At 70.3% G+C, this 11,187-nt stretch carries 8 protein-coding genes; 2 read left to right on the top strand and 6 right to left on the bottom strand.

Annotated elements, in window-relative coordinates:
- Both ITJ66_RS03850 and ITJ66_RS03845 read left to right on the top strand, forming a co-directional pair.
- Complete coding sequence (locus tag ITJ66_RS03850) at positions 1–999, top strand: ABC transporter substrate-binding protein (RefSeq protein WP_138946154.1); 999 nt, start codon at positions 1–3, stop codon at positions 997–999.
- Between the two features lie 233 nt (positions 1,000–1,232).
- Complete coding sequence (locus tag ITJ66_RS03845; protein WP_194643549.1) at positions 1,233–2,597, top strand: MFS transporter; 1,365 nt, start codon at positions 1,233–1,235, stop codon at positions 2,595–2,597.
- 467 nt (positions 2,598–3,064) lie between these two features.
- On the opposite strand, the gene ITJ66_RS03840 is transcribed toward ITJ66_RS03845, so the two are convergent.
- The 6 genes from ITJ66_RS03840 to ITJ66_RS03815 all read right to left on the bottom strand — a co-directional run bounded on the left by ITJ66_RS03840 (position 3,065) and on the right by ITJ66_RS03815 (position 11,178).
- Complete coding sequence (locus tag ITJ66_RS03840) at positions 3,065–3,853, bottom strand: ABC transporter ATP-binding protein (RefSeq protein ID WP_194643547.1); 789 nt, start codon at positions 3,851–3,853, stop codon at positions 3,065–3,067.
- Entirely contained in the window at positions 3,850–5,670 is a 1,821-nt protein-coding gene (locus ITJ66_RS03835) for a dipeptide/oligopeptide/nickel ABC transporter permease/ATP-binding protein (protein ID WP_194643544.1), read from the bottom strand. The genes ITJ66_RS03840 and ITJ66_RS03835 overlap by 4 nt, the downstream gene beginning before the upstream one ends.
- Positions 5,671–5,674: 4 nt before the next feature.
- Positions 5,675–6,727 (bottom strand): ABC transporter permease, encoded by a 1,053-nt coding sequence (locus ITJ66_RS03830; RefSeq protein WP_137242513.1) that lies wholly within the window; start codon positions 6,725–6,727, stop codon positions 5,675–5,677.
- Positions 6,728–6,729: 2 nt separating this feature from the next.
- Positions 6,730–8,322 carry an ABC transporter substrate-binding protein gene (locus ITJ66_RS03825; protein WP_086472923.1) on the bottom strand — a complete coding sequence of 531 codons (1,593 nt, stop codon included), beginning with the start codon at positions 8,320–8,322 and terminating at the stop codon, positions 6,730–6,732.
- Positions 8,323–8,434: 112 nt separating this feature from the next.
- Positions 8,435–10,045: a hydantoinase/oxoprolinase N-terminal domain-containing protein gene (locus ITJ66_RS03820; RefSeq protein ID WP_194643542.1), complete on the bottom strand. Its 1,611-nt coding sequence runs from the start codon at positions 10,043–10,045 to the stop codon at positions 8,435–8,437.
- Positions 10,042–11,178, bottom strand: a complete 1,137-nt coding sequence (locus ITJ66_RS03815) for a DUF917 domain-containing protein (protein ID WP_194643541.1) — start codon at positions 11,176–11,178, stop codon at positions 10,042–10,044. The genes ITJ66_RS03820 and ITJ66_RS03815 overlap by 4 nt, the downstream gene beginning before the upstream one ends.
- Between the last annotated feature and the right edge of the window lie 9 nt (positions 11,179–11,187).

Raw genomic sequence — 11,187 nt, 5'->3', positions numbered from 1 at the left:
ATGACGATCTCTTCACGCCTCCGCCGCGCCGCACTCGTACTCGTGCCGGCGCTCGCCCTGGTCGGCCTCGCCGGCTGCTCCCCCACCGCCGCATCCGACGCCGACAGCAGCGGCGCCTGGAGCTACACCGACGACACCGGCACCACGGTCAAGCTCGATGAGCAGCCGAAGCGCGTCGCGAGCTTCGCCGACTACGCGCTCGGCCTGCACGGCAACGGCATCGACCCCGTCGCGGTCTTCGGTCGCGTCGACGTCGCCACCGACAAGCGGTTCTCGGACTACGACCTCGGCGACACGGCCATCGTCGGCAACAGCTACGGCGAGATCGACCTCGAGGCACTCGCCGAGGCGGCACCCGACCTCATCGTGACCGGGATCTACCCGACCGACCGCGACGGCACGCTCGACCTCAAGGGTCCGTACTACGGTGTCGCCGACGTCGAGCAGCAGGAGCAGCTGGAGAAGATCGCTCCGGTCGTCGCCATCAAGGTCGGCGGCAAGGGTGCCGACGTCATCGCCTCGCTCAACAAGCTGTCCGAGGCGCTCGGAGCCGACGAGGACACCATCGCTGCGGCGAAGGAGAAGTACGACGCCGCTGCAGCAGACCTGACGGCCGCGGCGAAGGAGACCGACCTCGAGGTCACGCAGATGTATGCGGACGCGAGCGGCATCTACGTCGTCAAGCCGCAGGACGAGCCGGAGACGGAGCTGTACAGCGAACTCGGCGTGACGTACACGAACGCGAACCCGGACGGCTACTACTACTGGGACATCTACAGCTGGGAGAACGCGGGCCAGGCGATGACCGGTGACGTCCTGCTCGTCAACGTCGAGGGCTTCCAGCAGAGCGACCTCGAGGCGCAGGCGACCTTCGCCTCGCACCCGGCACTCGTCGCCGGTCAGATCCACTCCTGGAACACCGCCGCCCTCGACTACACGTCGCAGGCGAAGCAGATGGAGACGCTCGCCGGGATCCTCCGCGAGTCGAAGGCGCTGTAGCGGGCACCCGGTCCCTGAGCCTGTCGAAGGGCGCTGGTTCTCTCCTGCACCTCGACAAGCTCGGTGATCGGCCGGGGTGGGGCGCGCCGCTCGTGCGCACCCCACCCCGTGTGCTCCTCACGCACCGGATCGGCTTCGGAGTGTGCCGACCGCACATGGGCTGAGCCTCCAGACGGCCGGTAGCCTCGTCAGGCGTCCCGGCCGTCCGGGTGCGCCCAACACGAAGGAGTGCCATGGCCATCCAGAGCGCGCGCGAGAGCGACCCACGCGGAGCAGACACCACCGCCGTCGGCCAGAGCGACATCGATCGCGACGGCCTCGACTCCCGGGTGCAGCGTCGCCGCGCCATCCTCGCCAGCTCGGTCGGCACCGTCATCGAGTGGTACGACTTCACCCTCTACGGGCTGGCCTCCGCGCTCGTGTTCGCGCCGCTGTTCTTCCCCGGCGCCGGTGACCTCGCCGGCCTGCTCGGCGCGTTCGCCGGCTTCGCGGTCGGCTTCGGTGCCCGCCCGATCGGCGGCCTGATCTTCGCCCACTACGGCGACAAGCTCGGGCGCAAACCGACGTTGCTCATCACGCTCCTCTTCATGGGTGTCGCGACCACCTTCATCGGCCTCCTCCCCACCGCCGACAGCATCGGCATCTGGGCTCCGATCCTGCTCATCGTGCTGCGGATCTTCCAGGGCATGGGCTCGGGAGCCGAGTTCGCCGGCGCGATCACGATGGCGAGCGAGTCCGCCGACGTGAAGCACCGCGCGTTCGCCGCGTCGTTCCCCGGTGCCTCCGTGTACGTGGGCATGGCGCTCGCCACCACCGTCTTCGCCGTGGTCAGCACGCTCCCGATCGAGCAGTTCCAGAGCTGGGGCTGGCGGATCCCGTTCCTCGCGAGCGTCGTCATCGTCGCATTCGCGCTGTACTTCCGGCTGCGGGTCAAGGAGACGAAGGCGTTCGAGAGCGCCGAGGAGCGCGGCGCGGTCACCTCGGCACCACTGGTCGGCGCCATCCGCTCGCACTGGCGGGTGATCCTCTGCGGCATGGGGCTCTTCGCGTTCGCGCTGCCGTGGGTCTACGTCGTGCAGGTGTTCTCGCTGTCGTACGTGACGGGCACGCTGAGCGTGAACCCGACGGAGGCGCTCATCGGCCTCATCGTCGCCGAAGTCCTGACCATCCCGACGGCGCTGCTGTTCGGTCGCCTCGCCGACCGCATCGGTCGGAAGCCCGTCCTCATGGGCGCCGCGATCTTCGGCGTGGTCTACGCGTTCCCGATGTTCCTGCTCTACGACACGGAGCAGTCGGCCCTCGTCGCACTGGGCCTCATCCTGGGCCTCGCCGTCATCCAGGGGGCCACCATTGGCACCTCGGGAGCACTGCTCGCTGAGATCTTCCCGACCTCGATGCGGTGGAGCGGCATCGCACTCTCGCGGGAGATCCCGGCCGCCCTCGTCGGCGGGACGGTCCCGCTGGTCGCGACCGCGCTCGTCGCCGCGAGCGGTGGCGCACCGTGGTTGGTGGCGGCGTACCTGCTGGTGCTCAGCGCGATCGGCATCGTCGGAATCGCCTTCCTGCCGGAGACCCTGCCGCGCAAGCAGCGCGGCTGACCTGTTCCCCCGGTCCCTGCCCTTCGACAGGCTCAGGATCCGCCTGTCGAAGGGTTACGTCACCCGTGAGCACTTCGACAAGCTCAGTGACCGGCGGAGGTGAGCTCAGTGACCGAAAGAAGTGAGCTCAGTGACCGGAACCAGGCCAACCCGGCAGACCCGGTCCCTGAGCCTGTCGAAGGGCGACGTCACCCGTGGGCACTTCGACAAGCTCAGTGACCGGAAGAGGTGCGCTCAATAATTGGGAGGGCTCTGGCCCGCAGACCCGGTCCCTGAGCCTGTCGAAGGGCGGCGTCACCCGTGGGCACTTCGACAAGCTCAGTGACCGGAAGAGGTGCGCTCAGTAATTGGGAGGGCTCTGGCCCGCAGACCCGGTCCCTGAGCCTGTCGAAGGGCGGCGTCACCCGTGGGCACTTCGACAAGCTCAGTGACCGGAAGAGGCCGACCCGGTGACCCCCGGTCCCTGGCTAGTCCTCGTCCCAGGTCATGCGACGGCCCATCACGGGCACCGAGGCCAGCAGCTCGCGGGTGTAGGCGTCCTCCGGAGCGGCCAGGACGGTGGCCGTCGGGCCCGCTTCGACGACCCGGCCGGCCTGCATGACACTCACCGTGTCGCACATGTAGTTCACGACGGCGAGGTTGTGGGAGATGAACAGCACCGTGAGTTCGAGCTCGCGCTGCAGCTCGCGCAGCAGGTTGAGGACGACGCCCTGCACCGACACGTCGAGCGCCGAGGTGATCTCGTCGGCGATGAGGACCTCGGGTTCGGCCGCGAGCGCCCGGGCGATCGTGATGCGCTGCCGCTGACCGCCCGAGAACGCCGACGGCAGGTCCCCAGCCCGGTCCGGGTCGATGTGTACGCGCTCGAGCAGCTCGCCCACCCGGGACCGCTGCTCCGAGCGACTCCAGGAGCGCCCCGTCGCCCGGGACCCCTCGGCGATCGACAGTCCGATCGGCATGCGTGGGTCGAGCGCGGAGTACGGGTCCTGGAAGACGAGTTGCACGCGTCGACGCGCACGGCGGGCAGCGGACGAGCGCCCGACGATGTCGGCACCGTTCAGTCGGATGCCACCGGCGCTCGGCATGACGAGGCCGACGGCGGCCGCGGCGACCGTCGACTTGCCCGAGCCGGACTCCCCCACGAGGCCGTGGGACGTGCCCGGGCGGACCGTGAGGTCGAAGCCGTCGACCGCGGTGTGCGCGGACGCGCCGTGGCCGTAGCGGACCGTGAGGCCGGAGAACTCGAGACCGGTCATGCGCGCTGTCCTTCGATGGTGATGGGCTGGTCCCGATCGGCCAGGTCGTCCTCGTCGATCGCACCGATGACCGGGAGCGGCATGGTGCGGTCGGAGGTCATGTCGGGGACGCAGGCGATGAGCCCACGGGTGTACGGGTGTCGCGCCTCGTGGAGGCGGTCGGCGTCGAGCGATTCGACGATGCGGCCGTCCTTCATGACGAGGATGCGGTCGCAGAACCCGCTGACGAGCGCGATGTCGTGCGAGATGAGCAGGATCGCAGCGCCCGTCTGCTCCTGCGCCTCGTGGAGCACGCGGAGGACCTGGCGCTGCACCGTCACGTCGAGCGCCGTGGTGGGCTCGTCGGCGATGAGCAGCTTCGGGCGTCCCATGAGCCCCATACCGATCATGGCCCGCTGGCGCATGCCGCCGGACAGCTCGTGCGGGAACTGCTTCAGGCGCTTGGCCGGAAGCGGGATCCGCACCGACTCGAGTGCGGCCTCGGCGCGCTTCGTCGACTCGGCCGCCGACAGCCCCTCATGGACCTCGACGGTCTCGCGGAGCTGCTTGCCGATCGTGAGCGAAGGGTTGAGCGAAGTGAGCGGGTCCTGGAAGACCATCGCCAGCTCGAGGCCGAGGCGGCTGCGCTCGGCCTTCGTCAGCGGTGCGGTCATGTCGATCCCGCGGAAGCTCAGCTCCGAGGCCTGCACCGAGGAGTCGGGCCCAAGGAGGGCGGCGATCGCCATCGCGCTCACCGACTTGCCCGATCCGGACTCGCCGACGACACCGACGACCTCGCCGGGCATGATCGTGAGGCTGATCCCGTGGACGCGCTCGACGAGTCGGCCGTCGCGGTCCGGGAAGGCGACGCGGAGGTCGCGCACCTGCACGACGGGCTCCTGGTCGGCCGGTGTCGCGGCCGCAGTCGAGGCGGTCGCGGGAGCCGCGGTGCGACGACGCGCCGGCGCGGGCAGGCCGAGCAGCCGCTTCGACGACTCGTTCCAGAGCTCGCCGAGCTGCGTGAAGATGACGCCGCACACGACGAGCGCGATGCCGGGACCGATCGCCGCCATCGGATTGCCGTAGATGCGGGCGATCCCGAGGCCGAGGAGGCGACCCCAGTCGTACTCGGGCGCCTGCACCCCGAGACCGAGGAAGGACAGGCCGGCGAAGGCGAGCAGCGTGCCGGAGGCGGAGACCGCCGCGTTCACGAGCATCGGCGGCAGCATGTTCGGCATGACGTGCCGGACGAGCACCTCCGCCTGCCCGACGCCGGCGATCCGCGCGGCCTTCACGTAGTCGCGACCGATGAGCGACGACGCGAGCGTGTAGGTGAGGCGGGCGAAGGTCGGCACGCCGGCGAACCCGACGGCGAGCATCGCGCCGGTGGCGCTCGCGCCCCAGATCACCGAGAAGAACAGGGCCATCAGGAGCCACGGGAACGACAGCAGGATGTCGATGAGTGCGGTCACGAGTCGGCGGAGCGGTCGAGGCAGGACCGTCGCGACGGCCCCGAGCAGGACGCCGCCGATGACGGAGATCGCCGTCGCGCCGAGGGTCAGCAGCACGGACACCCGCGTGGCGACCATGACCCGGGCGAAGACGTCCCGGCCGAGCTCGTCGGTGCCGAAGGGGTGGGCGAGGCTCGCACCGGCGAGGCGGTCGGCCACGGACGTCGTGTCGGCGGCGGACCCCCAGACGGTCGGGCCGACGACCGCGACCACGATGATGAGGAGCGCTCCGATCGCGCCGGTCAGGCCGCGCGGGGTGCGGAGACGGTCGAGCACCGGGGACCGGCGTGAGGGCGTGGGCCTGGAGGTGGTCGGACGAGTGCTCATGAGCTCAGCCCTCCGTGATCGAGGAGCGCGGATCGATCGTCGCGAGCGCGATGTCGATGAGGAGGTTGAGGCCGAGGACGAGGATCGCGTACACGAGCACGATGCCCTGGATCATCGGGTAGTCCTTCGAGGTGATCGACGACACGATGCTCGTCCCGAGACCGGGGATGGCGAAGACCGTCTCGATGAGCACGGTGCCGGCGACCATGCCCGTGAGGATGATGCCGCCGATCGTGAGCGTCGAGGTCACCATGTTCGGCAGCGCGTGCCGGAGGTAGACGAGGTGTGTCGGGAGGCGCTTGCTCCGTGCCGTGGTCATGTACGGCATCTCGAGGACGGCCAGCATCTCCACGTGCACGATGCGGGCGAGATAGGCCATCGGGCCGACCGCGAGGGCCACCACCGGCAGGATCGCCTGGTCGAAGCCTCCCCAGCCGGCGGCCGGGAGCACCTTGAGCCCGATGCTGAACACCGCGATGAGACCGACGGCGAGCAGCAGGCTCGGGATGGCGATCAGCACGCCGAGCAGACCCGAGACGCCGAGGTCGGCGAGGCGACGGCGGCCGGTGCGCGAGGACACCGCGGTCGCGACGCCGATGGGGAAGGCGCCGATCGCCGCGAGGAGGAAGGACGCGACCGCGAGGGTGAGCGTCACCGGGAAGCGCTGCGCGATCGTGTCGGCGACCGGCCGCTGTGACCCGATCGCCGTCCCGAAGTCGCCGCGGAACAGCCCGCTGACGTAGTTGACGAACTGTTCCGGCACCGGCACGTTCAAGCCGAGGTCGGCGCGTGTCCGTTCCACGAGTTCCGGGGTCGCGCTGTTCCCGAGCGCAGCCCGCACCGGGTCTCCCGGCACGAGCTGCACGATCAGGAACGTCGCGACGATGACGATGGCGAGCGAGACGAGCACCCGGCCGAGTCGTCGGAGGATGAACGAGGTCCGCGGGGAGAGTCCGCCGAGGACGCCGCGACCCCCTCGACGCGCGACCGCCGGGCCGCCGGGGCCCGTGGCCGGGTCGGTGGCCTGCTCGGTGGTCACGGTCGAGGGGATCGTCATGATCAGCCGACCATCCGGATGCTCGTCGGGCGGATGAAGTTCGGACGCTCGACCTCGGCGCCGTTCAGGTACAGGAAGTCCTGCGCGTCGGCGATCGGGAACACGTCCGTCCGCTCGATGAGCTTCGCTTCGGCCTGCTGCCAGAGGTCGCAGGTCTCCTCCGGGCTGGCCGTCTTGGCCTGCTCGGCGAGCGCGTCGTACTCCGGGTTGTCGACGAACATGAAGTTGTTGCCGCCCTTGTCCGGGGTCTCGCCACCGAAGAAGGTGTTCACGATGACCGGTCCGCCCGGAGCGATCTGCACGAAGCCGGTGTCCCAGTCGAAGGTCGAGAACAACTGCTCGGACCAGGCGTTCGCGTCGTTGCCCGAGAGCTCCGTCGTGACGCCCAGCTCGTCCCAGGTCTGTTGCACGAGCTCGGCCGCTGCCGCGTGGCTCGGGGTGGCCGCGTCGTAGATGAACTTGATCGTCAGCGGCTCGCCGTCCTTCGACCGCTTGCCGTCGGAACCGAGCGTCCAGCCCGCCTCGTCGAGCAGCTCGCCGGACTTCTCGACGTCCGTCTCGGGGAGCGTCCACTGCGGGCCGTCGGCGACGCAGAGGTACGGGCTCTTCACGACGAGCGACTTCGACTCCTCGGCGGTGCCGTCGGTGACGACCTCACCGACCTGCTCGCGGTCGATCGCGGTGACGAGGGCCTCACGGACGAGCGGGTCGGAGGTGGGGCGCTCAGGACGCTCGTTGAAGAGCATCTCGCCGATCGGGTTGCGCACGCCCTCGCTGCCGAGACCGGCGGCCTCGACGCGGTCCTGGTCGGCGCCGCCGATGCTCGCGGCGTTCACGTCACCGGAGAGCAGCAGGTTCGCGGCGGTCCCGGGGTCGGTGACGACGCGGACCTCGAAGGTGTCCGGCAGGCCCTTCGTGTCGCTCGTGACGTCCTCGGGACCCCAGGTGTAGTCGTCGCGCTTCGTGAAGGTGTAGCTGGAGCCGGGGGTCGCCTTGTCGAGGGTGAAGAGGCCGGTGCCGTTCATCGTCTCGACGAGGGAGTCCGGGTCGTCGAGGCCGGCCTGGCAGACCATCTCGACGGTGCCGGTGTTGGCGAGGATGAACGGGTCGGGCGTCGAGCTCGTGACGGTGAGCTGGTTGCCGTCGGCGGTCGCGGTCATCCGCTCGGAGACCTGCGCGCCGTAGTAGAAGGTCGCGTTGGCCGGGTCGGCGTTGTAGGTGATGTTCGCCGCAGCGGTCTCCGCGGTGAACGGGGTGCCGTCGGCGCAGGTGATGCCGTCCTTGAGCGTGTAGGTGATGGAGGTGGAGGTGGCGTCCTCCTCCCAGCTCTCGGCCAGCCAGGGCAGGAGCTCGCCGTCGGCGTTGACGTACACGAGCGACTCGTAGTGGAAGCTGATGATCTCGCGGGCCTCGAGGCTGATGCCCGTCATGGGGACGAGGCTGCCCGGGTCGCCGCTCATCGCGGTGACGAAGGTGCCGCCGGAGACGTACTCGCCGGAGGAATCGGAGGATTGCGAGGAGGTGCACGCGGTGAGGGCCACCGCGGTGAGGGCCGCGGTGGCGAGTGCCGCCGCGGCTTTCCGCTTGCTGTTCATGCTGGATCCTTCGTACTCGGGTGGCCGTGGTGCGCGGGTGGCCGGATCAGATGGGGTGAGGTGCCGTGCTGGTGCTGGTGCTGGTGGAGAGCTGTGCTGGTGCGGTGGTGCGTCAGATGCGCTGTCGAGTCGCCGTGCCGATGCGGGCGAGGGGCCCCGCAGCCTTCACGGAGACCTTCAGGGTGGGGCGGGTCGCGTACGAGACGGGGGTCTCGAGCACGTCGACGATCTCGACCGAGCGCGGGTCTGCGCCGGCCTGGATCGCCTTCTCGATCGCGGAGCGTCCTGCCTCCTCGATGGCGGCTGCGCGGTCGGCGAAGTCGCAGAGCTGATCGGAGCGCCCACCGGCGAGCGCGATGGCCGCGCCCACGGCGTTGGCGACGTTGCCGCGCGCCGGGCGCAGGACCTCGCTCGCGCCGAGGACTACGTCCGGGACGAGGAATCCTCCGCCGCCGACGACGACGAGCGGGAGGCCGGTGCGGCCGAGCGACATGCGCTCGACGGCGGACTCGATGCGTTCGTGGGCGACGCCGAGCGCGTGCTCGAGCGCCTGGCGGGTCGCGCGGTCGAGGGGCGGGAGCTCGCGGTCGGCGATGCCGAACTGGAGCGAGGCCGCGTCGGTGAGGGTCGGGGTGGTGCCGCCGAACAGCAGCGCCTCCTCGGTGAGGCGGTAACCGACCGAGTCGTGCCGCGGGACACCGGTCGCGGTGTCGACGATCGTGCCGCCACCGAGGCCGACGCTCAGGATGTCGGGCATGCGGAAGTTCGTCCGCACGCCACCGACCTCGCGGGGCAGCGTCGACTCGCGGGGGAACCGGTCGACGAGCACGCCGAGGTCGCTCGTCGTGCCGCCGACGTCGATGATGATCGCGTTGTCGGCACCGGAGAGGAAGGCGGCGCCGCGGATGGAGTTCGCCGGCCCGGAACCGATCGTGAGCACCGGGTAACGCGCCGCGTACTCGACGGCCATGAGCGTGCCGTCGTTCTGGGCGAAGTAGGTGGTCGCGTCGAGTCGCTCCTCGGCGACGACGGTCGTGAGCGCGTTCGTGACGTCGCGGGCGACGGCGTAGAGGGACGCGTTCAGGACGGTCGCGTTCTCGCGCTCCAACAACCCGAGCGCGCCGATCTCGTGACTGAGCGACACCGGGATGTCGACCCCGACGTGGTCCTGGACGAGCGCCTCGACCTCGAGCTCCTGCTCGGGGAACGACGGGCTGAAGATGCCGCAGACGGCGACCGCGTCGAAGGTGCCCGCCAGGGCGTCGAGCTCCCGGCGGATGAGGTCGCGGTCGAGCGGGGCGATCGGGTAGCCGTCGACGAGGTGGCCGCCGCCCGCGAGGATGCTCCCCGCGAGGACGACGTCGCGCAGTTCCCGCGGCCAGCCGGCGAGCGGCGGGAGCGAGGTGGCGGCGGGCGAGCCCAGCCGGATGACGACGACGCGTCCGAGGTCGCGGCGGTTGACGATCGCGTTGGTCGCGTGGGTGGTGCCGAGCATGACGCGGGTGACGAGGCTCCGGTCGTCGCCGAGCTGGTCGAGGACCTCGGCGAGCGCCGCCCGGATACCGCCCGTGACGTCGCGGGTGGTGGGCTGCTTCGTCCATGAGACGACCTCGCCCGTGCCCGAGAGCGCGACGGCGTCGGTGTTGGTCCCGCCGACGTCGATGCCGATCGCGAGTTCGCCCGAGGTGTCGGTGACGGTGCTGGTAGTGGTGCCGGCGCTCATCGGGTCGCTCCAATGGTCTCGTCGGCGCTCACACCGAAGGGCTCGTAGTCGAGGTCGTAGCCGAACGCGCGCGGGCCGGCGAGTTCGAGGCCGCGCTCGGTGCGCCACAGCGGATCGCACGCCCAGGCGAGGACGCTCACCCGCTGCCCGAAGCGCAGCATCTCGGTGGAGATCGCGTCGCCCGTTTCGGAGTCGACGATCGTGACGAGGTCGGGGACGCTGACGATGACCGCTCCGTCCTCCATGACGACGAGGTTCTCGTTCTGGATCTCCACGCGGGTGAGGCGACCGCGGTGCTCGCCGATCCCCTCGACCGTGACGGAGCCGCGGGTGAACCCGCCCTCGGTGCGCCGCTCGATGTCGACGACCTTGCCGCCCGTGATCAGGGACGCGCCGAGTTCGTCCGTGAGCGCGCCGACGGGGTCGGTGGCGGTGAGGAGCCGGCGCCCGACCTGCACGGCGCGGCTGACGCTGCCCTCGATGACCGCGCCGCGGACGGTGTCGCGGTCCATGACGTAGTTGGCGCCGATCGAGATCGCGCCGCTGGCCACGGTGAGGGCGCGGGCGTGGCGCTCGAGCCAGGCGAGGCTGACGGGTCGCAGGATCGAGACGTTGCCGATCACATCGCTCAGGACCGCGTACCCGGGCGGGAGGTTCGCGACGTTCATCGCGGTCATCGGCGCTTCCGGGAAGGCGCGTCCCATGCCGTCGGCGTCGAGGATGCTGAGACCGAGGCTCGCGGCCCAGCCGACGGGGCCGACGCCGTTGCTGCCGCCGATCTCCGTCGCCATGATCGTGGTGATGCGCTTGCCGGTGAGGCGCTCGATCTCCTCGACGATGATCTCTGCCTGGCCGCTCGCGCCGAGCATCTCGAAGCCCACCGAAGGGGCACCGATGCCGGATATGGCGACGACCACGTCGTCCGCGTCGAGGTCGGCGACCTGTTTGACGGGGACCGGACCGAACTGCTCCAGGGCGATCTCGACGCCGAGCTGCGGGGTCTGCACCGCGCCGCCGCCACCGGTGCCGAAGATGGCGCATCCTGCGGCGAGCGCCGGCACGTCGGCCAGGGTGATGCTGGTGATCGGCGTGGCCGACGCTGCGGAGCGTGCAGCGGGGTGGTTCGTTGACATGTACCGAGC

The sequence above is a fragment of the Plantibacter sp. VKM Ac-2885 genome, from assembly GCF_015351205.1.
Classification (GTDB): Bacteria; Actinomycetota; Actinomycetes; order Actinomycetales; family Microbacteriaceae; genus Plantibacter; species Plantibacter auratus.
Note: the sequence above shows the minus strand (reverse complement) of the source record. Positions and strands in the feature narration are given on the sequence as shown.

What these genes read in the sequence shown, in the direction of transcription:
- ITJ66_RS03850 (WP_138946154.1), top strand. Translation starts at nt 1, where the DNA reads ATGACGATCTCTTCACGCCTCCGCCGCGCCGCACTCGTACTCGTGCCG.
- ITJ66_RS03845 (WP_194643549.1), top strand. Translation starts at nt 1,233, where the DNA reads ATGGCCATCCAGAGCGCGCGCGAGAGCGACCCACGCGGAGCAGACACC.
- ITJ66_RS03840 (WP_194643547.1), bottom strand. Translation starts at nt 3,853, where the DNA reads ATGACCGGTCTCGAGTTCTCCGGCCTCACGGTCCGCTACGGCCACGGC.
- ITJ66_RS03835 (WP_194643544.1), bottom strand. Translation starts at nt 5,670, where the DNA reads ATGAGCACTCGTCCGACCACCTCCAGGCCCACGCCCTCACGCCGGTCC.
- ITJ66_RS03830 (WP_137242513.1), bottom strand. Translation starts at nt 6,727, where the DNA reads ATGACGATCCCCTCGACCGTGACCACCGAGCAGGCCACCGACCCGGCC.
- ITJ66_RS03825 (WP_086472923.1), bottom strand. Translation starts at nt 8,322, where the DNA reads ATGAACAGCAAGCGGAAAGCCGCGGCGGCACTCGCCACCGCGGCCCTC.
- ITJ66_RS03820 (WP_194643542.1), bottom strand. Translation starts at nt 10,045, where the DNA reads ATGAGCGCCGGCACCACTACCAGCACCGTCACCGACACCTCGGGCGAA.
- ITJ66_RS03815 (WP_194643541.1), bottom strand. Translation starts at nt 11,178, where the DNA reads ATGTCAACGAACCACCCCGCTGCACGCTCCGCAGCGTCGGCCACGCCG.